At 55.4% G+C, this 24,734-nt stretch carries 28 protein-coding genes, 1 tRNA gene and 1 riboswitch; of the genes, 13 read left to right on the top strand and 16 right to left on the bottom strand.

The window, feature by feature from the left end:
- Positions 1-84 precede the first annotated feature (84 nt).
- Complete coding sequence (locus tag AC07NR_RS05560; RefSeq protein ID WP_248739427.1) at positions 85-705, bottom strand: LysE family translocator; 621 nt, start codon at positions 703-705, stop codon at positions 85-87.
- A gap of 279 nt (positions 706-984) precedes the next feature.
- On the opposite strand from AC07NR_RS05560, the gene AC07NR_RS05565 reads away from it, so the two are divergent.
- From AC07NR_RS05565 to AC07NR_RS05585, 5 genes are all read left to right on the top strand, one after another.
- Entirely contained in the window at positions 985-1,944 is a 960-nt protein-coding gene (locus AC07NR_RS05565; RefSeq protein WP_495078012.1) for a hypothetical protein, read from the top strand.
- Positions 1,945-1,946: 2 nt separating this feature from the next.
- Positions 1,947-2,579, top strand: a complete 633-nt coding sequence (locus AC07NR_RS05570) for a DUF2997 domain-containing protein (protein ID WP_495078013.1) — start codon at positions 1,947-1,949, stop codon at positions 2,577-2,579.
- 21 nt (positions 2,580-2,600) lie between these two features.
- Positions 2,601-3,101 carry a 4Fe-4S single cluster domain-containing protein gene (locus AC07NR_RS05575; protein ID WP_495078461.1) on the top strand — a complete coding sequence of 167 codons (501 nt, stop codon included), beginning with the start codon at positions 2,601-2,603 and terminating at the stop codon, positions 3,099-3,101.
- Between the two features lie 27 nt (positions 3,102-3,128).
- Positions 3,129-4,739, top strand: a complete 1,611-nt coding sequence (locus AC07NR_RS05580; RefSeq protein ID WP_495078014.1) for an AAA family ATPase — start codon at positions 3,129-3,131, stop codon at positions 4,737-4,739.
- A gap of 157 nt (positions 4,740-4,896) precedes the next feature.
- The gene (locus AC07NR_RS05585; protein ID WP_305838661.1) at positions 4,897-5,628 is read left to right on the top strand and encodes an NAD-dependent epimerase/dehydratase family protein; all 732 of its coding nucleotides are present in this window, start codon (positions 4,897-4,899) and stop codon (positions 5,626-5,628) included.
- A gap of 165 nt (positions 5,629-5,793) precedes the next feature.
- On the opposite strand, the gene AC07NR_RS05590 is transcribed toward AC07NR_RS05585, so the two are convergent.
- From AC07NR_RS05590 to AC07NR_RS05635, 10 genes are all read right to left on the bottom strand, one after another.
- The gene (locus tag AC07NR_RS05590; RefSeq protein ID WP_248739432.1) at positions 5,794-6,717 is read right to left on the bottom strand and encodes a bifunctional helix-turn-helix transcriptional regulator/GNAT family N-acetyltransferase; all 924 of its coding nucleotides are present in this window, start codon (positions 6,715-6,717) and stop codon (positions 5,794-5,796) included.
- Positions 6,718-6,773: 56 nt separating this feature from the next.
- Positions 6,774-7,478, bottom strand: a complete 705-nt coding sequence (locus AC07NR_RS05595) for a phytanoyl-CoA dioxygenase family protein (protein ID WP_495078462.1) — start codon at positions 7,476-7,478, stop codon at positions 6,774-6,776.
- Complete coding sequence (locus AC07NR_RS05600; protein WP_248739433.1) at positions 7,453-7,776, bottom strand: gamma-glutamylcyclotransferase family protein; 324 nt, start codon at positions 7,774-7,776, stop codon at positions 7,453-7,455. The genes AC07NR_RS05595 and AC07NR_RS05600 overlap by 26 nt, the downstream gene beginning before the upstream one ends.
- 65 nt (positions 7,777-7,841) lie before the next feature.
- Positions 7,842-8,879: an alpha/beta hydrolase family protein gene (locus AC07NR_RS05605; RefSeq protein WP_495078015.1), complete on the bottom strand. Its 1,038-nt coding sequence runs from the start codon at positions 8,877-8,879 to the stop codon at positions 7,842-7,844.
- 171 nt (positions 8,880-9,050) lie between these two features.
- Positions 9,051-9,806 carry a hypothetical protein gene (locus AC07NR_RS05610; protein ID WP_495078016.1) on the bottom strand — a complete coding sequence of 252 codons (756 nt, stop codon included), beginning with the start codon at positions 9,804-9,806 and terminating at the stop codon, positions 9,051-9,053.
- Positions 9,807-10,009: 203 nt separating this feature from the next.
- On the bottom strand, positions 10,010-10,942 hold the full coding sequence (locus AC07NR_RS05615; RefSeq protein ID WP_495078017.1) for a protein NO VEIN domain-containing protein: 933 nt from the start codon (positions 10,940-10,942) through the stop codon (positions 10,010-10,012).
- Positions 10,943-10,998: 56 nt separating this feature from the next.
- Positions 10,999-11,952 carry an ABC transporter substrate-binding protein gene (locus AC07NR_RS05620; RefSeq protein WP_495078018.1) on the bottom strand — a complete coding sequence of 318 codons (954 nt, stop codon included), beginning with the start codon at positions 11,950-11,952 and terminating at the stop codon, positions 10,999-11,001.
- A complete protein-coding gene (locus AC07NR_RS05625) occupies positions 11,949-12,308 on the bottom strand; it encodes a (2Fe-2S) ferredoxin domain-containing protein (protein WP_423205577.1) in 360 nt (119 codons plus the stop codon). The genes AC07NR_RS05620 and AC07NR_RS05625 overlap by 4 nt, the downstream gene beginning before the upstream one ends.
- Positions 12,308-14,245 (bottom strand): TonB-dependent receptor plug domain-containing protein, encoded by a 1,938-nt coding sequence (locus tag AC07NR_RS05630; protein WP_495078019.1) that lies wholly within the window; start codon positions 14,243-14,245, stop codon positions 12,308-12,310. Before AC07NR_RS05630 ends, AC07NR_RS05625 begins: the two co-directional genes overlap by 1 nt.
- A gap of 92 nt (positions 14,246-14,337) precedes the next feature.
- A riboswitch (cobalamin riboswitch) is annotated at positions 14,338-14,543 on the bottom strand.
- A gap of 34 nt (positions 14,544-14,577) precedes the next feature.
- Positions 14,578-15,486, bottom strand: coding sequence for a LysR family transcriptional regulator (locus tag AC07NR_RS05635; protein WP_423205579.1), 909 nt, complete (start codon positions 15,484-15,486; stop codon positions 14,578-14,580).
- Between the two features lie 168 nt (positions 15,487-15,654).
- Between AC07NR_RS05635 and AC07NR_RS05640 the strand changes: the two genes are divergently transcribed.
- From AC07NR_RS05640 to AC07NR_RS05660, 5 genes are all read left to right on the top strand, one after another.
- Complete coding sequence (locus AC07NR_RS05640; RefSeq protein ID WP_495078020.1) at positions 15,655-16,092, top strand: DoxX family protein; 438 nt, start codon at positions 15,655-15,657, stop codon at positions 16,090-16,092.
- A gap of 84 nt (positions 16,093-16,176) precedes the next feature.
- Positions 16,177-17,076 carry a pirin family protein gene (locus AC07NR_RS05645; RefSeq protein ID WP_495078021.1) on the top strand — a complete coding sequence of 300 codons (900 nt, stop codon included), beginning with the start codon at positions 16,177-16,179 and terminating at the stop codon, positions 17,074-17,076.
- 73 nt (positions 17,077-17,149) lie between these two features.
- Positions 17,150-17,668: a G/U mismatch-specific DNA glycosylase gene (gene mug / locus AC07NR_RS05650; protein ID WP_495078022.1), complete on the top strand. Its 519-nt coding sequence runs from the start codon at positions 17,150-17,152 to the stop codon at positions 17,666-17,668.
- Between the two features lie 108 nt (positions 17,669-17,776).
- Positions 17,777-18,481 (top strand): alpha/beta fold hydrolase, encoded by a 705-nt coding sequence (locus AC07NR_RS05655; RefSeq protein WP_495078023.1) that lies wholly within the window; start codon positions 17,777-17,779, stop codon positions 18,479-18,481.
- A 97-nt stretch (positions 18,482-18,578) separates the two neighbouring features.
- Entirely contained in the window at positions 18,579-19,076 is a 498-nt protein-coding gene (locus AC07NR_RS05660; protein ID WP_495078024.1) for a hypothetical protein, read from the top strand.
- A 9-nt stretch (positions 19,077-19,085) separates the two neighbouring features.
- Here the strand turns inward: AC07NR_RS05660 and AC07NR_RS05665 are convergent, their stop codons facing one another.
- The 4 genes from AC07NR_RS05665 to AC07NR_RS05680 all read right to left on the bottom strand — a co-directional run bounded on the left by AC07NR_RS05665 (position 19,086) and on the right by AC07NR_RS05680 (position 20,987).
- Complete coding sequence (locus AC07NR_RS05665) at positions 19,086-19,466, bottom strand: c-type cytochrome (RefSeq protein ID WP_495078025.1); 381 nt, start codon at positions 19,464-19,466, stop codon at positions 19,086-19,088.
- Between the two features lie 2 nt (positions 19,467-19,468).
- Positions 19,469-19,816, bottom strand: coding sequence for a hypothetical protein (locus AC07NR_RS05670; RefSeq protein WP_495078026.1), 348 nt, complete (start codon positions 19,814-19,816; stop codon positions 19,469-19,471).
- A gap of 100 nt (positions 19,817-19,916) precedes the next feature.
- Complete coding sequence (locus tag AC07NR_RS05675; RefSeq protein WP_495078027.1) at positions 19,917-20,567, bottom strand: SMI1/KNR4 family protein; 651 nt, start codon at positions 20,565-20,567, stop codon at positions 19,917-19,919.
- A gap of 30 nt (positions 20,568-20,597) precedes the next feature.
- Complete coding sequence (locus AC07NR_RS05680; RefSeq protein WP_495078028.1) at positions 20,598-20,987, bottom strand: hypothetical protein; 390 nt, start codon at positions 20,985-20,987, stop codon at positions 20,598-20,600.
- 370 nt (positions 20,988-21,357) lie between these two features.
- Here AC07NR_RS05680 and AC07NR_RS05685 point away from each other — a divergent pair, with 370 nt between their 5' ends.
- Both AC07NR_RS05685 and AC07NR_RS05690 read left to right on the top strand, forming a co-directional pair.
- Complete coding sequence (locus AC07NR_RS05685; RefSeq protein ID WP_134826658.1) at positions 21,358-21,879, top strand: AidA/PixA family protein; 522 nt, start codon at positions 21,358-21,360, stop codon at positions 21,877-21,879.
- A 335-nt stretch (positions 21,880-22,214) separates the two neighbouring features.
- Positions 22,215-23,525, top strand: a complete 1,311-nt coding sequence (locus tag AC07NR_RS05690; RefSeq protein ID WP_495078463.1) for an ArnT family glycosyltransferase — start codon at positions 22,215-22,217, stop codon at positions 23,523-23,525.
- 287 nt (positions 23,526-23,812) lie between these two features.
- Here AC07NR_RS05690 and AC07NR_RS05695 read toward each other — a convergent pair.
- Positions 23,813-23,900: transfer RNA gene (locus tag AC07NR_RS05695), tRNA-Ser, on the bottom strand.
- A gap of 122 nt (positions 23,901-24,022) precedes the next feature.
- Between AC07NR_RS05695 and AC07NR_RS05700 the strand changes: the two genes are divergently transcribed.
- Positions 24,023-24,694, top strand: a complete 672-nt coding sequence (locus AC07NR_RS05700; protein ID WP_027613775.1) for a Bax inhibitor-1/YccA family protein — start codon at positions 24,023-24,025, stop codon at positions 24,692-24,694.
- The last annotated feature ends 40 nt before the right edge of the window (positions 24,695-24,734 follow it).

Consider the following 24,734-nt stretch of genomic DNA (forward strand, 5'->3'; position numbering starts at 1 on the left):
TTTCGAATATACGGATATCCATATGTATAGGGCAAGCGCTTGAGTCGAGGAAACTGCACGCGTCGATAGAAGGCGTTGGGCGGCTTACCGCTTGCTGAAGGCCAGCCGCGCGGCAAACAGCACGAAGATCATCCCGGTTGTGCGATCCATCCAGCGAATCACTTTCTCCCGGCGCAGAAACCCTGACAGCGGCTGCGTCGCGCCAATCAGCACCAGTGACCAGATCAGTCCCAGCACCACATGAATGCTCACCAGCCCGAACGTCCACGGCACGAGTGGCTGCCCTTGCGGAATGAACTGGGGCAGGAACGACACGTAGAAAATCCCCACCTTGGGATTGAGCACGTTGCCCAGCATGCCCTTCAAGAACCAGTTGCCTCCCGGCTTGCCATTGGCTTCGGCGGGCGCCAGCGAGCGGCGGGGGCGCAGCAGCATGTTCAACCCGAGCCACGCCAGATACGCCGCGCCGCAATACTTCAACAGGTTGTAGGCCAGCTCCGACACAGCAATCAACGCCCCGAGCCCAAACGCCACCGCCGCGCCCCACAACAGGCAACCGGCGTTGATGCCCAACGCTGCGCGCAAGGCCTGTCGCTTGCCTTCGACGGTCGCGGTGCGCAGGACCAGCGCGGTGTCGAGGCCGGGTGTCAGGGTCAGCAGCGTGGCGGCGAGGGTGAAGGCGAGAAGATTGTCGGCGATGGACATGGCGCGTGGGTTCCCTGTTCTGGATGGGGGAACGGTAGCGGTTTCAGGCAGGGGGATCCAGTAGGGAGATGAGGGGGACGTTAGTTTATGTAGTTAGTTGCCGACATTTACAAAACCACGCAGGAGAGGTGCACCTGTAACGCGGCCTTTCCTGAAACGTGATAAACCAAAGACGGTCATGTAGCATAGAGCCATCATCGCTATCCCGCGGCTACTCACTTCAGCCCAACTAAAAAAGGTTTGTAAATGATAAAAACTATCCCGATGTGGAAAATGGTGATGGACATCAAAGGCAAAATAGCAGGACTTTTGGTGCTTGCAACCTTGCCTGCTTTCATCGCCGCCGGAGTGTGGATATTTGTCGAAGGGTTGCAAGAAGGGAAAATTCGCCAGGCCATAATGGGGTTCATTGCAGTGGCCTTTTTTGGTGCGTGTACCATTCTGTTTGCACCGTCAAAAAAATATGTTCCTGGAAAAACGTTCAAGTTTTATAGAGATAAAAGATTCAGTACGAAAAAATACATTAATTACGGTTACGCAATCATTGTTTTGATTTTGGCTGTTTTTGCCATTTTATCTCCGAAAGATACGTTGAATTCAATAGGCTATGGAATAGCAGGTCTCTATGGTCTTTATATTTATTCCAAAAGCTTGAAGTTTCACGCGGATGTCGATTTTTCGACCAATGAGTATCTGGCCACCGCTCTGGGGTTTTCTGCAGGGGAGAAAATTCTGCTCAGCTACCAGAATTTTGATGCTGACGAGGTTAAAGCTGGTAGCAATGCTTTTGCCGCAACAGCGACAAAATTGATTGTTGCATCATTTGATGGGAGTGCCTGGACGAAACTGTCAAAGGACCTGAATCAACTCTCAGGCATTGGTATCATTGGTAACGACAGTCAAAGTTACGCCATTAAATTGGAGTTCAATGATGGTGTCGATGCTTTGTTGTACGTTGGCCTCTATGACAAGCTCACATCAAACCCGTTTATGGTCATTCGAGGGCTGCTGGAAACCATTGATGCAAGTCTGCTGAGTGATAGTGGTGCACCACAGACAACCAAAAGACGTCGGGTGGTAGTCAACTCCGATAATTCAGCCTCGATTCCAGAAAATGTATCAGCTGATGCAGCGCTTGCCGCCGGGGCACCTGTTCGCAATATTGAGGTTGCTCCTGACGTGTTGAATGCTATCCAGAATGCCGAAGTAGCTGTTTCCGGCCGCAGGCTGGAGCTTTAATCATGTCTCATTGCACGAAATTTGAATTTTCATATGTTGATGAAGAGGCCATTGCCAAAGCTTTCGGCAAGATGGGCCTCCGTCCGACAACTGGCCTGGTTTCAATGTTTGCCAGCGACTTCAGCAAGAAAGTGCTGAGCAAAATGGGCTATATGGGCCAGCAGCAATTTAGAGCTATTTGTGGCAAGACAGCTAATGAGTTCAGCCTGTTTGTTTGTCAGATTGAGCAGGGCTCGTACAAACTCCTCATCGAACGGGAAACTGTTTCGGCCGACGATGAAGCGATCATGTCTGATTTGGCTTCAAGCTTTCAGAAAGCCTATATAAGCGTGGCCATCGATGAAGCCGTAAAACGCATAGATGCATCAGGTTTTCCATCAAGAGTGAAAGAAACCGTTCAAGGCTTTGAGATTGAATTCGGGCCCAGTTACGAATACAGCATTCATGTCACTTTTACAGGCGATCAAGTGACGGAAGAAGTGCATGGCGTTAAAGGCGATATTTGCACAAAACTTACTGAAGAGCTTGAGGCGCTTCTTTCCAGCCCTGCTGCGGAGCTTGTCACTGAGTGGAAGCCGGCCTATACCGTAGTCCATGAAGAACAAACCCTTCAAATTCTCAGGGCCAATTTCTAGATGGAAATCAATGTACATCACATGGACTTGAGCAGCGTTAACGGCCCCGGGTTGCGCTTGACATTATGGGTGCAGGGTTGTGCGTTGAATTGCAAGGGATGCTTCAATCAGAGTACCCACGCTCGCGAGGCGAGTAAGCTGATGTCCGTACATGAACTGGCAAAGAAGATCAATGCAATGGACATCGCCGGGGTTACTCTCTCCGGAGGGGAACCGCTCGACCAGGCGCCAGCCCTGGAACAACTGATACATGCTGTCGATGGCGAGAAGAACTGGATTCTTTATACAGGCTATACGCCAAAAGAGATATTCCAGAATGAGGCCATGATTCGAGTTGTCAAGTCCGTAGACTTGACGCTGGCAGGCCGCTATCTGCAAAACGCAAAACATCCCTATCAGCACAAACAAATGATCAAAACAAGCGATAGGGTTGATATTGACTTTTTTCGTGCTGGGAGACCTGTCGAGTTTGTTGTTTCAAACTCCGGGGTTACCAAGACCGGCCTTCCGATGCATGTCTAACATAGTTCAGGCGCAGGGATAACAGGCATGAACCGTACCAAGCAGATAACCGATTACCTCAAGGCGCGTTACGCGATTCTGGTCATTGAAACGTTCGAGGAAGAACGTGCCCTCAAAGAGATTTCTGAAATCGCCAAGGCGCTCAGTCATCGTTTGTTCGTTTGGAACTCGACAATGGGTGTTCAGATCAATGGCGCCGTGGCCGGGGATAAAACCTTTGATTTGAAAATGGCCCTGGACTTTTGCGAAGAAAGAGCCAAGGAGGAGAGTAGCAAAAACATTTTTGTTTTTTGTGATGCTCATAATTATCTTACCCCAAGCTCGAATCCTGTCTATCGTCGTCGGCTTCGGGATCTGGCCATCAATATTCGCTCGCGTGGGTATCGAAGTAATTGCATTATCGTGGCGCCAAGTTTTGAAATTGCCAATGATCTTCAGAAAGAAATCACGCTGATTGATTTTCCTTTGCCGTCGAGAGAAGAAGTTAAAAGTCAGGTCAATGACTTTGTTAATTCCTGGCAAGGCAACAGTAGTGTCAAGATCGACCTGGCTGGTGAAACCAAAGATAAACTCATTGACGCCGCGTTGGGGCTCACGGGGTTAGAGATTGACAACAGTCTGTCTCGCTCGCTGGTATCCAGTCTGAGTGTCAATGAAAGTACCGTAAAGGATCTGCTTTTCGAAAAGAAACAAATCATACGGAAGACAGGCATCCTGGAGTACATCGACTCCACGGTAAATCTCGAAGATGTTGGAGGGCTGGCGACTCTCAAGAAGTGGCTCCATTTGCGCAGTCAGTGTTTTGGGCAGATGGCTCAGGAATTTGGTGTCAAGACTCCAAAAGGCTTGCTCTTGACCGGAGTTCCAGGCTGCGGCAAGTCGCTGACGGCAAAGTGCATATCGTCGTCCTGGAATATGCCCTTGTTGCGTTTGGATATGGGGAAAATCTTCCAGGGCGTGGTGGGTTCTTCAGAATCAAATATTCGTTCCGCACTCCACACTGCCGAAGCCATTTCGCCTTGCATCCTGTGGATCGATGAAATTGAAAAAGGACTTTCCGGTTCTTCCGGAGGAGCCTCCGATGGTGGCACGGCCACACGCGTATTCGGCACACTGTTGACGTGGATGCAAGAAAAGACGGCGCCTGTTTTTGTATTTGCTACCGCTAACAACATCAATAGCTTGCCTCCGGAACTGTTGCGGAAGGGGCGGTTCGACGAAATATTTTTCGTTGACTTTCCGTCGACACAAGAAAGAAAGAAGATTCTTGAAATACACCTGAAGAAGTTGAAACGTGACCCGGAAAAATTCGATCTGGATCGATTGTCTGCTCTGGGAGGCGAGTCGAATTTTGGAAAAGACATTGTGCTTTCAGGTGCTGAAATCGAAGCGTGGGTCGGGGACTCGCTGATCGAAGCGTTCTCACGGCGAATGAGTGGCTCCGGTGATGCAAGTGACCTGACCATGGCTGATTTTGAGACGACTATTTCGCGTTTGGTACCCATGAGCAAAATGCGCAAAGACGAGTTTACAAAGCTGCGTGATTGGGCCAATCAAAACGCAATCAGCGCTTCGGCCATGGTTGCCGGTCAGAATGATACGGAAACTCAAATCGGTGGCAGGCAAATTGATTTTTGATTTGCGGTGATTTTCAAGTAAGGCAGGCTTTGTTGCATAAATTACGGCTGAAGGCCTGCTCGCTTTCACAGACACAACCTTCCACTCATCCTGAATGTTGTGAGCGGGTCACAAGCCTGAGAGGCTAGCGCGAGGTTTACCACAAGGACATACGGACATGAGCACGCCAAAAATTTTGATCACGGGGGCTTCTGGCCAGATCGGCAGAGCGTTCTGGACTGCGCGAAACGATAAATCCGATTTGCGTCTGGCCGATATAGACGTAGTAACACTTCCGGACTCGGCACAACGTTTCACTCTCGACATCAGGGACCAGGCCAGTTGTCTAGAGGCCTGCGAAGGCATACACACCGTGATCCATCTCGCTGCTGATCCGAACCCGGACGCCGACTTCACATCTTCCCTGCTGCCTGTGAATATTATCGGCACTTACAACATGCTGTTCGCCGCCAAAGCGCAAGGCTGCAAGCGCTTCATATTTGCGAGCAGTGCCCAAGCGATTGAGGGATATCCGAAAGACGTCCAGATCCATGAATGGATGGCACCTAAACCGGGCAATCTTTACGGGGTCAGCAAAGCCTTTGGCGAAGCGCTGGCCTCGATGTATGCAAACGATGGTCAAATGACGACAATCGCGGTCCGTATTGCAAACGTCGCCAGATTTCACGCTGGAGAAACCCACAGCTCCCGGGACGTGGCCGCATTTATCAGCTACAGGGATGTTGTAGCGTTACTGGAACGATGCGTCGAGGCCGATCTGAGCGGATTCCATGTTGTTCATGGTGTCTCGGGTAACCGCTATAAACGGCTTTCAATTGATCAGACCAGAAAAACCATTGGGTACACGCCACTTGATGATTCATTCGAGATTCTGGAAGGGCGCGCTTGATCTGAACGGGTGCGGTGTTTTTCAGGTCACCTGAGTGAGTCAGGAACGAATTAGCCGATGTGACAGAAACGGAGCGGAAAGGGGACTGATCAATTATTAAAAAATAGATCAGTCCCCTTCAACAAACCTTGGGCGCTTCACCCCGGAATCAGACGAAACAGAGCATCAAAGCTCAATCGCCCACGTCTGACTCACCAACTCCTTCCCGAAGCTGAATATCGACTCTTCCTCAACCAACTCAAACCCCGCCCGCTGATACAACTTGCGCGCATCCACCAGATTGCTGGTCGTCCACAGAATCATCTTTTTGTACCCGACATCCCGGGCAAACCTCAGGCATTCCTCGACGAGTCGATTGCCGATCCCCAGCCCCCGAGCGCTGGCGTCCACAAACAGCATGCGCAGTTTTGCCGTGGTTGCGTCGTGCCGGATGACAAATACTGACCCGACAACCTTGCCATCCTTTTCCGCAATCCAGCAGCGTTCGCTGGCAGGGTCGAACTCGCGCAGGTATTTGGCGACGATTTCGGCGACCAGCGCTTCGAACTCCCAGTTCCAGCCGTATTCGCGGGTGTAGATCACGGTTTGTTGCTGCACCACCAGACCCATGTCGCCGGGCTGCGGGTCGCGCAACAGGTAGGCCGGTTGCTTGTCGCTCCCGAGCAAGGTCTGGATCTGCTTCATGGACTCGATCAATTGCAGTTGCTGCGGCTCGGCCAGGCGTTCGAGCAGGGTGATGACTTCCTGCCGAGAGGCCTGTTCCAGCGGGGCGAGGATTTCGCGGCCGAGGTCGGTGATGTGCAACAGGCTGGCGCGGGCGTCGGTGGCGGAGGGGACCTTCTGGATCAGGCCCTTTTTGTCGAAGCTGCTGATGAGCCGGCTCATGTAACCCGCGTCCAGGCTCAGCATCTGGCGCAGGTCGGCGCTGGTCAGATCGCCGCCGGAGGCCAGTTCGTAGAGGATGCGCAGCTCGGTCAGCGAGTAGTCGCTTTGCAGCAGGTGTTCCTGCAGAACACCGATCTGGTGGGTGTAGAAGCGGTTGAATTGCCGGACGATGTCGGCTCGTTCGATCAATGGAGTCGCGGACATGGCAGATGCTCAGATAGTTGCCTTGAGCAACTATATAGTTGCCTGAGGCAATCAAGTCAAATGAATTGTCCAACGTTTCTCAGGGCAAACTCTGCCGGATCGAACCGTTCTCTGGTGTCCATTCGAATGTTTCTGAGAACCACCGTTTCGAGGTGTGATGCGTAGAGCATTTCCGAAAAATAAGTGATCAACAGTGTGCGACGACGGGCGCCGGTGGCGTTCAGGCTGCCGGCGTGAATGAGATCGGCATCGAAAATCAGGATGTCGCCGGCGTTGCCCGTCAGTTGCACGGATCGGGATTCGTCAGTGAAATCGAATGGGGGCTCGCCGAGTGCAGGGCGATGGCTGCCGGGGATGATACGGGTTGCGCCGTTCTCCGGGCCGTAATCGTCGAGATAGACCAGCGCGACAGCGGTGTCGCCGGGGCGCTGCGCCGACAAGTCGCGGTGCAATTGTTGATGACCGCCACCTGCAAGCGGCTCACGGCCCTCGACCTGGGAAAGGAAGAAGCGTTCGCCGATCAATTCGCCCGCCACGGCCAGAACTTGTGGCAATCGACAAACAGCCTGAACGGTCGGGTCAGTGTCCAGCAGCGAATGGCGCCAATCCATGCCACGGGGCACGGGCCATTCGCTTGAGGGTTTTACGCCGGTGTCGAACGTATTCCGTAGTCCGGTCAGCCATGCAGCCGGGATTGCCCGGCGCAGCAGGGCGTAGCCGTTTTGGTGAAGTTGTCTAGCGCAGGGCGTAGACCCAGGCATCCGTTGCGGTCCCGTCATCCAGAGTCACCTTGGTCAAAACCCGCTGATACTCGGCCCCTTCAAACTCATCGAGCGCCGCCCAGTGCTGCTGGAAGTTTTCTGACGAGAAAATATAGCCTTCGATGACATCGCCATCTTCAGCAATCACCAGCCCGGGAAACCCCATCGCCGCACCCCAGCCGGCGTGCGACAGACGCCCCTTCAACGAAGCGGCCTGCCAGGTGCCGCCGATGTTCAGCATCACATGCTCATTCGGCCGGCCGGGGCCCAGGGTTCCATAAACGAAGAGACGTTCCACGATTGCTCCTTCCGATCAAAAGGAACGAATCCTGACGTAACGTCGATGTGCAGGCAACAGCGCCATCAGTTTTGAGCCGACCGGGTCAGAAACCCGTCGATCAAGGCCACAACCTGTTGCTGGATCACCTCACGCGAACGGCCGCCGCCATCCCCGCAAATGATGCCGTCGCCTGGCGAGTCTTCTTCAAGCAACTCCACGGCGCCGGGCTTGCAGGATGCCACGAAGCTGAAATGGCTGGCGTCGCTGATCTCGACATACTGCGACGATGCCGAAGGCAGGCGCTTGGCAAGATTGGCCGACTCCAGATGGGCGGGCAGGTCTTCGGACGGCGCGCCAGCGCCAATTACCAGTGTCGGAATCGGCAGTGCGGTGAGGCTTGCGTCGGTCATGCCACGTGACAGGCCCAGGTCCAGTGACACGATGGCGCTGACGCGTTTATCACTCAAGTCCGCGCCCATCCGGCTTTTGGATTCTGCTGTGGCGGCGACGTTGATCGTCTTGTAGACGGAACAACTGGCCAGTTTTTGATGGACCGCGCAGTCCTTGGCAAAACGCTCGGGGTCGAACCGTGAGCCGGCGAGTTCGAGGGCGGTCCAGCCGCCAAGTGAATGGCCAGCTACCGCAATTCGACGCATCGAAACGGCACCCAGTTGCTCGGGTCGAGCGGTGACTGCATCGATGACGCGGCTGATGTCGGCAGGTCGTTGCCACAGCTGTGCAGCGGCTTTCGGGCTGCGGTCATGCGTCGTGGTGCCGGGATGGTTGACCGCCGCCACGATGTATCCCTGACGGGCCAAGGCTGTGGCCAGCCATGCCTGGTTGCTCCAATTACCACGGTAACCATGGGAGAGCACCAGCAACGGATGCTCACCGGCAGTCGGTGGCGCATCGCGCACGGCGGACGTCCCGACAAACACGATATCGTCGGCAATCAATTGCGGGGTAGCAGTGGTCCTGGCGGGATACCAGACGACCATTTCCAGCGGACGGTCGTTTTGCGCGTCCGGTAGTGTAGAAGTCCGGAACCCGATGGGTGTTTCGTCAGCGTTTGTGTTGGCTGAAAGGCAGATCAGAAGCAGGAGGCCGAAAGCTTTTTTCATTGTTTTTTTCTTCCTTGATCAAATCGGGCAAACGGGACGTTTGCCCAGACGTTCTACCAGTCTGACGAGATCGCTGTCCGGATTCTGGACAAGAAATTGCGGTCGTACAGGTCGTTTTCGTATCGTCGCGACTAGATTCAACTTGATCCGGTATCTGAACGCATTGAGCTCTCAACGTGGCACAGGTGCCCATTCAATTCCATCACGTCTACTCTTGGGTGGCAGTCCGTTTTCGAAGTTTGAAATCTTGATCACACGGTAATGGCCACCCCATTTTATTTGGCTGGCCGGAGAGCGGCAAAGCACGATATCCCGGTCAAAGCCTTTCTCGATATCGTCACTGTTAGGTTTTCGGGTAATGCTGATCCATTGGTTGGCCCCTTTTTTAAGCCGGCGACCTGATACATACAAATGCAGACCCAGCGGGAAGAAAATAAAGAATATTAAGACAGGTAATGCATAGGCGAATTTCGCAGTAGTACTTACAAACCCACCCTCAGCTGTGATCCCGGTATTGCCGAGAATCATGGCAGCGATCATTCCGATGGCCATCAAGGTAGTAGCGAGGCATACCGTTTGCATATCTGCATTTTTTCTTATCAAGGCCTGGCGTACTCGTTTAAGCAGTACGGGGTCCGAAATCAATTCCCAATCCTTTTCCTTCCACTGGGGGATCAGTCGGTATCCGTCCTCAGTCAGGAGTTTTCTTACTTTATAGCTGTTCCAGAGCCAAAGCGCGAAAGCCAGTAGCTCATAAAAAATAAAGGCGATAAGTGCGTAATTGGCCAAACCTTGAATAGAAAAGAAACCTTGGGACGAGGGGCTGGTGTCCAGCGCAATCACTGCTGCAGCACATCCCGTAAACGCATTGCTTGCGATTAAGGCCGCCGCGTCAGAAAGGCGCGCCAATGTAGTTTTGTGGTCCATGATTTCAGTAATACCATCGATCAGTAATTCCCATGACCTGTTGTTAGAGCATGAGAGCGGATAGGGCGGTTATGCGTGGCTGGGCCCAATGATGGGGCCGCCCACATGATTAAGTTTGATTCGAGATACCTCTGTGTTAACAGAGGTATCACCGACTGACCTGTAGAGGCGTCAATGAAAAACCGTGCAGATCAAGCAGGAGATTATGTCTCACGGTGTTTGGCGACCCCCTCCCATGCAAAGGGTACGAGGTCAAAAACAGTCGTGACTTCTGCAAAATTCATAAGTCGGCCTTGAGGGCGATCCAGCGCATCGGTCACCATATACAGGCGCCACTTTGGATTACTCAGGTACTTCTGCTCATTTCGCGTCATGTAAAAATGCATGACCTGAGTGCTGGTCCCTTTGACCTCCAAGTGAAGTTCTTCGCCCGTCTTTCGGTCGACTAACAATAGATCGTAGCCACAGTTATCTTTCTGACGATCAGTCACCCGATATTCATTATCGAACTCCCGGATCGCTTTATCGATCGCTGCCTTTTCAACGCGTTTTCTGTGTTCGGCATCAGGAAACTTGAAAGTGGGTGCCTTGGTTTCGGCAATGACTGGCGCAAGCCCGACAATCGTTTCTGCAAGCTCTGCAAAGTCTTGTCGCCAAGCATCATTCAAGCCGTTGCCTTGCACATAAATGATTGGCGAGCGCTTGAAATGGTCACCGGAAACCACATTCTGACGTAATTGTAGAGGAATGAGTGTGGCTTGGTCTGCACTGAAGCAGTAACTGTAGGGATGACCCTGGATGTCCATTTCAAAGTCGCCGACCTCATACTCTGGTCGGTCGCGATAAGCGTATTCGAACACCGCATTTTCATACCACCCAACTACGGTAAGAGGGCCGGTTCCATTTCGTGCGGCGACAAATATCAGAAGCCAGCCGCTTGCCTGTCTTGGACTGGGAGCACTCTGCTTTTTCCCCATTGGGGGGATGTATCCGTAGTACCTGCCGTCCTCGGATTTTCTGAAATTGAATCTCTCATGCGCTTCGTTGTACTCGCCGATGTGAGCATGCCGGCCCACCACTTCGTCACCCTCATAAAAGGTAGCCCAACCGGTTTTAACGAATGCGATTCTGTCCATGAGTGACGATGTCCGTTTGGATGAAACGACGAGGCTACGATTCTTGAATTATCAGGTCAATGTTGAATTGCCATCATGTGATTGGAAGAGGAGGTCAAAGTGGACATGGCCCTGAACCGTTTCGCCAACTCCAGCGCCACCCGACCACTTCCCACCGTCGGCAACAGATGCGTAAACGGAAAATCGATCATCCGGTTCTCACGCACGGCTCGCAGGGTCGACAGCACTGGATCCTGCATCAGCAACTGGCGCTTGCGACTGGCTGGCGACCAGTGTGCGTCGGCCAGCAGGATCACGTCCGGGTCCGTGGCGAGCAGGGTTTCACGGCTGACGGTCACCCGGTATTGGTTGATGCCGGCGAACAGGTTTTGCGCCCCGGCGGCGGCCAGCAGAGTGGTGACAAAACCACGCCGGCCTTCGCTGTCGAGACCGTTGACCTCGCTGTCGAGGTAGAACACTGACAGTGGCCTGCCCGGACGGGTTAAAGCCTTGGCCTTTTCCAGATCGGCATCCATCGCATCGCTCAGTTCCCGAGCGCGCTGCTGTCGGTGCAGCAGGGCACCAAGGGTCAAGAGGTCGTTGCGAATGTGTTCAAAGTAATCCCGCGAGTGCCCGTTGCAGGCCGACTCCAGCAGATACGAAGCCACGCCGTTGTGCCCCAGTCCGCTGCGTGACGTCACGCCGTTGCCAAAGGCCGAGGCGAACCCGCCGACCACCAGATCCGGTTTCTGCGCGTACAGCACCTCGCTCGACGGATAACGGTGCGAGATCACTGGCACGCCGAAGTACTCGGTCTGAGGCGCGCCGGTATCATCCAGATAGGCCACACCCGCCAGCGCCGAGCCTGCGCCCAACGCCAGCACCAGATCGGCCGCATGCTGATTGAGCGCAACAATCCGCGATGGTGGCGAGGCCGGAAGGTGCCAGGTCTCGCCACAATTGCGGTAATCATCTGCCAGAACCGGAGAAGCGCAAAACAGGGCAGCGGCCAGAAAACGCAGCCTTCTCACGAGCGCTCCTTGATCAGCAGATCCTCGACCACTTCACCGCCCACCAGATGCACTTCGACCAGTCGCTGTGCATCGGCGTGACTACGCACGCCGTACCAGCAGGTTTCCGGGTACACCGTCAGCACCGGGCCGAGATTGCACGGGAACTGACAATGCGTGCGGGTCAGCAAAACGCCGCCCGGGGTTTCGATGCGATCATGGGCCAGCAAGTGCCGGCGCAAGGTTTTCCATAGCTGCAAGGCGCCGCGCTGGGTGCAGCGCGGGCCGGTGCAGAGGAACACGTGGCGCGCATGCTCGGGAACGTGCGACCAGTCCGGGTGCGAATCGACGCCGTCGATGGTTTTGATGTCAGCCATCAGAAACGGTACGTGTAGCGCACTTCGGAGGTGAACGGCCGTCCGAGGTTGTCGATGTTGTTCGAGCGGCTGGTGACGTAGTCGCGGTCGAACAGGTTCTCCACCAGCAGGCTCAACCGGTGTTGGTGGGCACCGTCGAGATAGCGATAAGCGTCGGCATCCACCACCGAATAATGGCCGTACTCGACCTGTTTCGAGCTGATCACATCGCGGATATAGCGGATCGCACCGCCGGCGCCCCACATCCGGTCAACCGACTCGTAACCGATGCGCGAACGGGCGAAGAAGCTCGGCACATCATTGATCGTCACTCCCGCGCGGGACTCGGTCAGATTGCGGGTCATGTCCGCTTGCAGGCTCCATTGATGATTGAGCGCCAGTTTCGCGTCCGCCTCGAAACCGCGCATCTGGATCCGCCCCTGGCCGTTGACCCACTGGATGTCATCGAGGGTAATCAGGTCATCGATCTTGCGTTTGAACAGGGTGACGCTGGCACTGAACTCGCGGTCGATCAACAAGCCTTTGTAATCGAGACCGAGTTCGGCGTTGCGGCTTTTCTCCGGTTTCAGGTTACGGTTGCCCAGTTCATCACCCGGTTCGTTGACGAACAGTTGCTCGGCGTTCGGCAGTTTGTAGGCCGTGCCGTACTGGCCACGAACAGACCAGTTTTCATTGAGGTCGTACAGCGAAGTGAGCATGCCGACCGTGGCGCTGTCGCCGCCGCTCATGGCTTCGTGGCGGATACCGATGCTCGGATGCCAGTCGGGCAGGGCATCGATCTTCGGACGCAACTGGGTGTAGAACGCGTGGGCTTCGGCCTTGTCGTTGTCGATGATCAATACATCGTCCTGACCCTTGAACCATTGATTATCCGTGCCGAACACCAGCACATGGCCGCCGGGCAACTCGGCCTTGCCTTCGGCCTGCACGCCCCAGTCGGTGAAGCCCCAGTAGTCGTTGTGGTTGATGGTCCGGGTGCCGCCATCGGCGGTGTTGTTGATGCGCGTGTAACGGGTGTCCCAGTCGTTGATGTGGCCTTTGACGAAGTAGCTCAAGCGTTCATTGACGTTCTGTTCGAAGGTCGCCGTGGCGATCTGCTGGATGCGGTCGTTGGTAGTCTTGTGGTTGTCCACCGGGCGAGCGAAGTCGAGGTTGGCGTCGGCGTATTGGTAGAACAGTTCCAGGCGCGTGTCATCGCCGAAGGACTGAATCGCCTTGGCGCCGAAGGTCGTGACTTCGTAGGCGCGGTTCTTTTCGCTGCTGTTTCTGATGTCGCGATTGCGAAACGGCTGATAGCCGTCCGAAACGTTATGGCTGACGTAGGCCAGCAGGCCCAGGTCGCCGAAACCGTTGGTGAAGATGTTCTCGACCCGCGCATCCTCGGTGGTGCCGCCGAAGGTATCCACGCCCATGTTCACTTCGCCGGAGGCTTGGCGGCTCTGCGGGCTGCGGGTGACGATGTTGATCACGCCGGACACGGCCTGGGTGCCGAACAGCAGACTTTGCCCGCCCTTGAGCACTTCGATACGTTCGATGGCGTTGGCCGGCAGGGTGTCCAGGTACAGACCGCCGTACAGGCGATTGTTCAGGCGCACGCCGTCGAGCAGGATCAGCGTGTCATCGTTGCGTCCGCCCAGCAGGGAATAGGTGCCGTAGTCGAACGGGCCGTTTTTCGGCGCGACGTACAGGCCGGGAATGAACATCTGCATCACGCGGCTGACATCGGCGCTGGGGCCAGCACGTTCAATTTGCTCGCGGGTGACGATCTCGACCTTGCTGCCGAACTGCGCCATGTCGGCCACGGTGGTGGACTCCACGGACGGCGCGGAAACGATTTGCTGAGTGAGTTCGAGCGGCACGTCATCGGCCAGCAACAGCGGGCTGAACAGGCAGCCGAACAACAGGGATGGAGCCTTGGTGTTGAAAGGTTTGATCATCGTCTTCTCGAAAGGATCTTCGCAGAAGAGCATGCAGGAGAAGGCGTCGCGCACAAGCCGACACCGGCCCATGCCCGCCCACCGCAGGAGTTTGCCAAACAGCATTTCAGGCCGGTCTCCGGGCTCGCGCATCTGGACGCTTTCACCTTCCCATGGCCGTCTGGCCACAGTGGTATGTCGAAAGCATCACGCGCCTACCGTTGCGGGGGCAGCACCGGACTGGTTCGAAACGAACGCACCGGTTTCCCGTTTCACCCCATGCACGGCGGCATGGGACACCTGAAACAGGGCGGCATCTGAACATTCGGACGGGCGCTCGTCAACTTGCCGGATCAAGCCACTTGCGTGTTCTGTTGAACGAAGCGCTCGATCAACCACCGCGCTGCCGGGCCCGGTGGCACATCGGTGCGGTAGATGGCGTCGAAGGTGTATTGCCCGCTGGCGTACTCCGACAAATCCAGTTGTACCAGTCGGCCGCTGTCCAGATCCTCCTGAATCATTGGCCTCGGCATGTTGCCCCAGCCGATGCCCTCACGCAGCAACATGTGTTTGGCGCCCAGGTCCGCCAGGCGCCAGGTGCGGTTGCTCAGCACAGCAAACTCCTTGTCTTTGGTCAGTTGCGAGCGGTCGGACAGCACCAGTTGCGTGTGCTCGCGCCCGGCACCGGGAACATTGCCTTCGGCGGTCGCCAAAGGATGATTCGGCGCGGCCACCGGAATCAGCTCGACGCTGCCGATGCCGATTCTTTCGATGCCGTTGATGCCGTCGTTCATCGGCCCGCTGACGCCCACCACCGCGCCGCGATTGATCACCCGTTCAGTCACGGCGCCGAGCGCTTCCATGTGCAGATGCAGGGCAACGGTGGGGAATTTCTCGCGAAAGGATTTCAGTGCATCGACCACACGCTCGGCCGGCAACATCACGTCGAGCACCACATGCACTTCGGCCTCAAGCCCCTGCAGCAGGCCTTTGACCTTGGCGCGCAAGCCATGCACGCCGTTGGCGATGGTCCGGGCTTCGGCCAGTACGGTACGGCCGGCATCGGTGAGTTGCGGCTTGCGGGTGGTTTCACGATCGAACAGGGTGACGCCCAGTTGCATCTCAAGGTTGGCAATCGAGTAGCTGATCACCGAGGTCGCCCGATGAAGTTTGCGCGCGGCGGCGGCGAAGCTGCCGACTTCGACGACGGTGAGAAAGACCCGCAGTTGATCGAGTGTCGGTGTGCCTGGGTCGGAGATCATTTCGGTGTCCTTGAGTCGCCATGAGGCGTTTACTGGATGTTCAGCTTACCTATTTTATCGAACGTAACGATCTAAATTAGACGGCTATTCAGATGAGCTGCCGAGGCGCAACATTTCTTCATCCGGACGGTTCAAGTCGAACCGGACCCCATTGAAGGAAATTCTCCCATGGCTACTTCTGCAAACATCGCCCAAGCAACTTCTGTACAGAACGCTTCCGACACCAAACAAGCCTCGGCTGCCTTGATCGGCCGCGTCTTGCTCAGCGTTATTTTCATCCTCTCCGGTTTCTCCAAACTGGCCGCGCCGGCCATGATGATCGGCTACATCGGCTCGGTGGGGCTGCCGCTGCCGCAAGTGGCGCTGGCACTGGCGATCATCGTCGAAATCGGTGGTGGCCTGGCGTTGATCGCCGGCTACCGTACTCGCACCGTCGCCGCTGTGCTGGCCACATTCAGCGTGTTTACCGCACTGGCCTTCCACAATGCGCTGGCTGACCAGAACCAGTTCATCCACTTCTTCAAAAACATCGCCATGGCCGGCGGCCTGCTGCAAGTCGTGGCCTTCGGTGCCGGTCGCTTCAGCCTCGACGCCCGTCGCCGCTGAAAGCCGGGCGCCGCGAGGGACTGGTTCCCTCGCGGCGCTTTGCCGTTTGTTGGCCGTTCCCCGCATCAGAATCGAGTAATCATCATGACCGTTCAGCAACACCTCTCCGGCTACACCCGCGAACCTGTCACTCACCGCACTCTGCGCTACCGCACCAGCGGCAGCGGACACGGCTCGATCGTGCGACTGATGAGCCCTTCGGATCTGGGCCAGTTGATCAAGCCCTTCGTATTCCTCGACCTGTTCGAAGGCGAGGCGTCGTTCATTCACAACATGCCGATGCACCCGCATTCGGGGATCGCTACCGTGACGGTGATTACCGAAGGCAACCTGCGCTTCGAGGACGCCGAATCGGGAAAGGGCATGATCGATTACGGCGGCGTCGAGTGGATGCGCGCGGGCGGCGGGGTGTGGCACGGCAAGGAAATGTCGGTGGGCACTTCGCAGCGGATACAGGGTTTTCAATTGTGGGTGGCTTTGCCGCCGGAGCTGGAGAACGCCCGTGTCGACAGCCAGTATCTGGAGTCCGCCGCGATGCCTGAAGTGGGCCCGGCGCGGGTGATTCTCGGCGCTCATCAAGGCGTGCAAAGCCCGGTTCGGGCGCCTGCCGGTATCAACTATCTGTTGGTCACGCTGAATGCCGGCGAAACCTGGACTTACACGCCACCCGAAGGCCACGAGTCATTGTGGCTGAGCGTCAGCCGTGGATTGCTGGCGACACCGGATCTGGTCAGCGCGGGTGAAATGGCGGTCTTCGAACCGGGTAACGGTGCCGTTACTCTGAAGGCCCTGCGCGATGGCACGGTGTTCGTGATCGGCTCGGCGCAGCCTCATCCCTACGATCTGGCATTGGGCAACTACTCCGTGCACACCAACCCGCAGGCCTTGCGAGAGGGCGAAGCGAAGATCGCGGAAATCGGCGCGCGGTTGCGCGAGTATCTCAAGCAGGCGGATGGAGTGGGGGCGGTGCCGGTGTTCAAGTAGTCCAGTAAAAAGTCATTTGATGATGCGGGCGCTACGGCTATAACTGTCGACAACATGGGTGGCAGAGGCTTTTATGGCGGGCGAAAAACTTGAAGACATCCTGACCAAAGGCCTGTCCGTAGTGTTCTGCGGGATCAATCCCGGTCTGTTGGCGGCGGAGCAGGGACATCACTTCGCCGGGCGGAGCAATCGGTTCTGGCGCACGTTGCATCTGGCCGGATTCACAACCCATGAGGTCAGTCCGGAAAACGATCGCTCGATCCTGCATTACCACTGCGGGCTGACTGCCGTGGTGGAAAGGCCGACGGCGCGGGCGAATCAACTGACGGCGCAGGAATTCACCGCAGCGGCGGCGAACTTCGAGCGCAAGATCAAACGTTATGCCCCGCGTTATGTGGCGTTTCTCGGCAAGGCTGCCTATGCCGGATTGTCAGGGAAAAAAACGTTTGAATGGGGCGCACAGGACACGACATTCGGCAGGGCAAATGTGTGGATTCTGCCCAACCCCAGCGGCCGCAATCTGGCGTTCAATCAGGACCAACTGGTGACGGCGTATCGAGCGCTTTATCTGGCGTCGAGCGCATCGCGATAAAGCGCCGCGTGACTTTCATCAACGGTGCTGTGCGCTCAGGCATAATTCCGCGCCGAGCAGCAATCGCCCCAATGGCACCCGGCCTGTCGTCCAGGAAACCCGCAATCCATGCATTCGCTCCAATCCGCAATCGAGTTCATCGTCCCGTTCGAAAGCCACAAGCTTTACGCCGATACGCTGCCGGGCAGCGGTCGCCCGCATTTGTTCTGCATCCACGGTGGCGGTGCCCGCAGCCGAGAGGTGTTTGCAGACCTGCGGCAGATATTGCACGGGCAGGGCATAGGCTCCACCGCGCTGGACTGCATCGGGCATGGGCAAACCGGGGGCGTATTCGCCGAGTCTTCCCTGCAGCGGCGCGATCAGCAGTCGCTATCGGTCATCGAGCACAGTGAAACCAGGCCGACCGCTCTGATCGGCATCAGCATGGGCGCCTACAACGCCGTGCGCCTGAGCGAAATCCTGGATGTCCGGATGCTGATCCTGGTCGTGCCCGGGATCTACACCCCGCAGGCGTACAAGGTGCCGTTCGGCCCTGAGTTCTCGGCGATCATTCGCCAGCACCGCAGCTGGCTGGCGAGTGATGCCTGGGACATTCTCGGTCGGTTCAAGGGCCGGTTGCTGGTGATTGCGGGGGAGTGGGACGAAGTCATTCCGTTGGAAATCCCCGAGCGTCTCCTGGCCGCTGCAACTCAGGCACAGGACCGGCAGTTGTGGGTTGTTCCGCAGGCGGGTCATAACGGTTTGTTGCCGCTGGTGTTGCAGAATCCCGAGTGGGTGGCTGCGATCACCACCGGACTTGTTTCGAGCGCTTGAGAGCAAGCCTGTGAGGGCCGTCTGATCTTCCATCCGTGCGACAGAATTCGTCTATCGTCATGAAGATCAACACATGGCCACGATCAGGGAGCTGATCATGAATCGTCAGGAAGACCTCAACGTTATCTGGAAGCGCATATTCTGGATTTTCATCGCCTTGTTGGTGTTGGCGATAGCCGTAACCTACAGCTTGCCCGACTACAAAGTGCCGTTTATCGTTTGTATCGCCGGCAATGTCGGGGGCTATGTGGGGTTTCACCGACGACTGTCAATGCTTACCGACCCGGAAATCGAAAACCTCTCCCGATCATGGTTCGCTCTGATCCTGCCCTCATTCATAGGCGGGATACTGGCGGGGCTGTTGTATCTCTTGTTCCTTTCCGGCGTTATCAGGGGCGATCTGTTTCCGGTGATCGTTCCGGACGACAATCCGCAGTGTCTGAAGCAAATCTTCAATGACATCTTTTGCCAGCATGCGGAAGGGTATTCGGCTTACGCCAAGTTACTGTTCTGGTCATTCGTGGCGGGCTTCAATCAAGACTATGTCGTTGATCTGATTGAAAACATAAAGGGCAGCGACAAAAAGACTGAATGAAGCAGGCGCTTAGTTCTGCTTTTTTGAAATGACTTCGTTCATGTACTGATTCAAATCGCGAAAGTCGTTAACGCTCCAGGCGTGCGGCGGGATCTTTACACCATTTTCGCGCAAGGTTTTCGGGATCAGGTCACCGTTCGGGCGAAGGATGATCGAGGAGACGATCACGCCCGGATAATCACTCATTCGTTTCTTGAAGGCGGGTGTTGTGAGGTCTGGTGTCGGAGGCGTGCTTTTATTGGCCAGTGGACCGGTTCCCTTGATATCCGGCCCGTGGCACACGGCGCATCTCTGTGAGTAGAGATTCTTTCCGTTGATATTGTCTGCGAAGGAGAGTGCTGTTTGAGAAAGCAACAAAACTGTCAGTAACGCGATGGTTGATGTCTTCATTCTTATAGTTTGCCAGCACAATGCCACGGAACTTCCTGGAACGCTCCGCTAGCGGTCAGTATTGAGCCGAGCTCTTCAATTATTTGCCTATTGAGAGTGGGATTATCGGAACACTGGTCGGCTTCTCCGAAAACGGTCCAAGCGTCGCTGTCAATTCGGACAGTTCCAAACTGGCTTTCTGGATGGGGGTGGGATGCCCATATGCCATGCTCAGTCGTGCTGACCGAGAATCCCAATGGCGCCAGTACCAGGCGGAGCGCCTCCTGGAACCCGATATCCAATGGCTGTGGATAGAACTCAATCAGCAGTTCTTTGCTGCCATAGGCTTCTCTGATCGCGAAAGCGTACATGACCGTTCTCCTGAGGTATTTCGAGTACGTTGCACCGTCTCAAAAAGGGGACTGATTTATTATCTGAAAAAGTCAGCCCCTTTTATGCGCTTATTCCAACTCAGTCGGCACGCTGCGCCCCGAACAGAACGGGAACCGCGTCCAGAAAATGAAACAACTCGGGCACCTTGGTGTTCAAGCTTCGCGAACCATCATCTTCCTCACTGATTGCGAAGTTGCCATTTTCGAGTTGATCAACCAGCCACTCCATAAACGCAGCAACTGAGCTGCCCACAACGTATTTATCGTCTTCGTCACCGCCAAAGTTGATGACCTGACCCACGGTTCCACGCGCTCCCGGGTCCAGATCCACTCCGAGATGGTTGCCACCGTAGTCGTAGGCGAAAGGAATCCAGTATCGGTTGGCGTACAGCGCCTGGACAGCGTCGGGAGTTCCTGAAGTGCAGAACGCGCTCGTCTCGGTCATTTCTTCGGTCGACCACCCATCGATAATGTCTTTCCAGGACTCCCAATTCTCTCTGGCTTTTGCCAGCGACAGAAACTCAAGACCATAGAAAAGGCCTGAATTCGTAGCACCGCGTTGCCCGTCATGCCACCTGTAGAGATCCTTCAGGCTTTCTGGAAAAGGCCTGCCAACCAGGTTCTCGAACTCGGTGATTGCGGCATCCGAACATCCCGGAGCCAAATCTTCACGTATTTCAGGAATATTGGCTTCCAACCATCTTTCAAGTCGTTCCATCACTGCTTTCATTGAAGCTTTCCCAGCCTGAAAACGTGCACGCTAACGTAGCTTGCGGTTTTGTGAAAGACCGGAACATCCATCGGGTGCCTGGGCATACTTTCCTTGAAACTTGTGAACCCTTTTGCTGAAGAGCAAATAGTGAGCGCCGCACGCCAGAAATACCGCAGCAGCAATCAAGAATGCGCTCAAGTAGATATTGCTCTCCACGATCTCTATGGCAGTGCCGAGAGAGCTCTGAGCGGCAATGACGCATACGATCGCCAGAATATTGCAAGCAATCACACTTCCGTAAAAAGCAAAAAGCGAAACAGTCAATGAAAATGCGACATGACCCAGGCTGTCAGGTGCAGGCCCAAACAGGAATGGCCATACAGAATATGCGACATACAACGTGATAATGAGCGCAAGAAAGGCGGGTGGTTTTTTCATGTCTGGATTAGCTTTCGTCCGAGTTGAATGCTGGTGAAAAAAAGCCGAAATACTACCGATGTTTTAAGCCGCTGTCGTTACCTGTCGAGGCTGCTTATTCAGCATTTACCGATGTTGAGTGTGCGCTTTTGTCAACTCAAACAGTCAGCAAACATCCAAAAAACAATGACGAGATTGGCCAGCAGAGAAACAAATCAAAGCCTTGTTCGCGCCGCATCACACCGAGTTTATCCCGCGTCAACTGATCGCACGTTGACACCATAAAGCCATCTCCTATCGTTCTTCGCAGACCGCATCCAGGGACCGGATGAGCCGGACAGCCTTTGCGGGCGCGGTCGTTTATGCGATCTCAACTACAAGGAGCATCAATATGTCCAGTGCGACCCAAACCATTGATGTGCTAGTCAACATCGATGTGGATTATCTGCTCGCTCATCCCAAGAACGTAGGCGGCGCCATTTCCATGCTGGTGACGCGCGATGCCGTCGACAGCCACGCCAGCGGCGACACCGGTGAAGGCGGCAGCGAATTGTGGATCGACGTCAGGCCCGGCGACAACATCCGCTGGCGCGCCACCACACTGTCGCGCAACTTCGATCGCATTGCTGTGATCAAGGACATCGAGAGCGGCGACCCCCACCAAGGCGGCGATTACAAGGGCACCATGACGAAACCGATACACTTCAACGTCCCCGGTGTGGTGCTCTATTTGAACAACGCCGGTGTCGGCGGTATTTCGAAAACCGACGTGATCTACACTCTGTGGCAAGCCACCGCTCAGAATCCAGGGAAACTCTGGTACAAAATCACCTTCGCGCTGTACGACCGCGACATGAACCAGATTGGCTCGGACAACACCTGGGACCCTTACATCACCGTCAATAACCAATAACTGAACAGCCAAAAGCCCGGCCAGATACTCTTCGTCAGTGACGAAGGTGTCTGGCCGGGCTTTTTTATCGAATTTCATCAGTCTTGTTCAGGGAATGTTGGGGCGCGTAATGCTTGAATAGTCCCCGCTGTGGGCTAGGCTCAAATTCAACTTCCCGGGATGCAGGAACCCAACTCCAGCGTTACCGGAGATTCAAGATTCTGGCCAAAAAGAACAACTTCACTAAAGGGTTACCGATGGATCGATATGATGCCCCGCTTGTTGTAGAGCGCACTTGGCGGGCAGGCATGTTGAAGGGATTGATTACAAGAAATCCATGCCTGAGCATTTTCTTCATGACACTGGCCGTGTTCATGGTGTTGCAGTACAAACCTGCTGTCCTCAACTACACAACACGCTTTGTCGACTTTGCCGAGTACATGTTGCTGCACGGCGTCACACTGTTTCCCATTGCCGACGACCTCAAGCCTTATCCCGACTACACTGTCCTGAATACCTTGTTGGTCTATCTGGTTTCCTTGCCGTTCGGCCGTGTCTCCATTCTTTCAATGGGTCTGCCTTCCTGCATTGCCGCGTCCCTGATGCTGGTGTTCATTTATAGGCTCGGGGCTTTGCACAGCAAGAAGTGGGGCGCATACGGCGTGCTTTTCAGTCTGTTGACCTGGGCCTTTCTGGACGGTGTGAACTCACTGGCACTGGATATCTATCCGGCCCTGTTTACGTTGATCTGCTTCTACGTGGCCTATTCGGCCGAGTTGAAAAAGGATCCGCGTCGCCTGGTGTTCCTGTTCGTCGCGTTGGCGCTGGGCTTTGCGTTTCGTGGGCCTATCGGATTGATCGGGCCTGCCTGTGTCATCGGGGCTTACTACTTCCTGAGCCGTCAATGGCGCATGTTGCTGCTGTTTTCATTTCTCTCGGGCTTGATTTTGGCCGCCGGGGTTGTGCTGCTGGCCTGGGCGGCCTACCTGCAAGGAGGACAACCGTTTCTGGAAGAAGTGTTGAACATGCAAGGCATTGGACGCTTCGGCTCCGATCACGCGCCGCGCTATTACTTCTACTTCTCCGCAGGCCTGTTTACCTACGGCTTCACGGTGTTTTACGCCATCAACGTGATTCTTAAGAAGTACAAACTGTTCTTCCGCTCGACCCGCGATAAAGACATCGACCTGCTGCTCTATCTGACCGGGTGGCTGTTAGTGCTGCTGGTGCTGTTCACAATCCCGAGCTCCAAGAAAGCACGTTACATCCTGGCAATCACCCCGGCCATTTCACTGCTGGCCGCCTACCTCTTTGTCAGCAAGGAAGCCGCCTTCGTACGCGCCAAAAACGGCCTGTTGAACTTTTGCCTGAAGTTGCCCGTACTGGGGCTGGGGATGCTGGTGTCGGTGCTGGTCTACAACAACTTTGCCGAAGTTGCGTTGCAACCTAACTACCTGGGCGCAGGACTGGGGTTGATTGCGCTGTTGAGCTTCTACAACGCCAGACGCGAGTACTTCTCCGAACATCCTTATCGCGAGTTCATGACGCTGTCGTTCGGGGTAGGGGCGTTCTTGATTCTGGATATGTTTTTCTTCAATCCCATCACTTATCACCTGGAACTGATGATCGAGCCCACGCCGAAGTTCTTGCCGTATTGGTTTTGGTAAATGGCAGTAGAAGCAGCAATCGACTGCTTCTACAGCAACCGACCGCTTACGCCACTTCGACGCGATCCAGCGCCTGATTCAGTGCCAAATGGGCTCAGAGCCGGACTGTGGACGAAACCGGTGTAGCGGGGGAGTTTTTCGGTTGGCAGGGCGTCGGTGAAGAGGGAAAGCTGCCAGTTATGGAACGCGTCCAGAATAGTGATGGAACAGATCCTGAGGTCAGCAGGATTTCTGGTACGCCAGAAACGACAAAGCCCTGAATAATCAGGGCTTTGTCGTATCAAATATGGCGGAGGCGATGGGATTCGAACTCATGGACCTGTTACAGTCGACGGTTTTCAAGACCGTTGCCTTAAACCACTCGGCCACACCTCCGTTGCGTTGCGGGCGCCATAATACCTGAATGAAACACACTGTCAAACTCTGTGCATGGCTTGTTACAGAGCGTCTGTTATCATCTTTGCGACTGAACGTTTCAAACCAACAGGAGTGTCGCCATGCGCGAACAGGATTACGCAGTTCACAACAGCGTGCAGGCTGAGCAGCTAGAGGTTAGCCGCGTCCTGCGCAACACATACGGCTTGCTGGCGCTCACCCTCGCTTTCAGCGGTGTGATGGCTTTCGTGGCCCAGCAGATGCGCGTCGGCTACCCGAACATTTTCGTGGTGCTGATCGGTTTCTACGGCTTGTTCTTCCTCACCAACAAACTCCGTGATTCGGCCTGGGGCCTGGTGTCCGCGTTTGCCCTGACCGGTTTCATGGGTTTCCTGCTCGGCCCGATCCTCAACCGCTACCTGGGCATGCAGGGCGGCGCTGAAGTGGTCAGCTCCGCGTTCGCGATGACTGCACTGGTGTTCGGTGGTCTGTCGGCCTACGTGCTGATCACCCGCAAGGACATGAGCTTCCTCGGTGGCTTCATCACCGCCGGTTTCTTCGTGTTGCTGGGTGCGACGCTGGCGAGCATGTTCTTCCAGATCAGCGGCCTGCAACTGGCGATCAGCGCAGGTTTCGTACTGTTCTCGTCGGTCTGCATCCTGTTCCAGACCAGCGCCATCATCCACGGCGGCGAGCGCAACTACATCATGGCGACCATCAGCCTGTATGTATCGATCTACAACCTGTTCATCAGCCTGTTGCAGATCTTCGGCATCATGAGCCGCGACGACTGATTGCTACACCGCTATAAACAAGAAACCCGCGAGAGCGGGT

The organism is Pseudomonas sp. GW821-FHT09C09, assembly GCF_059418105.1.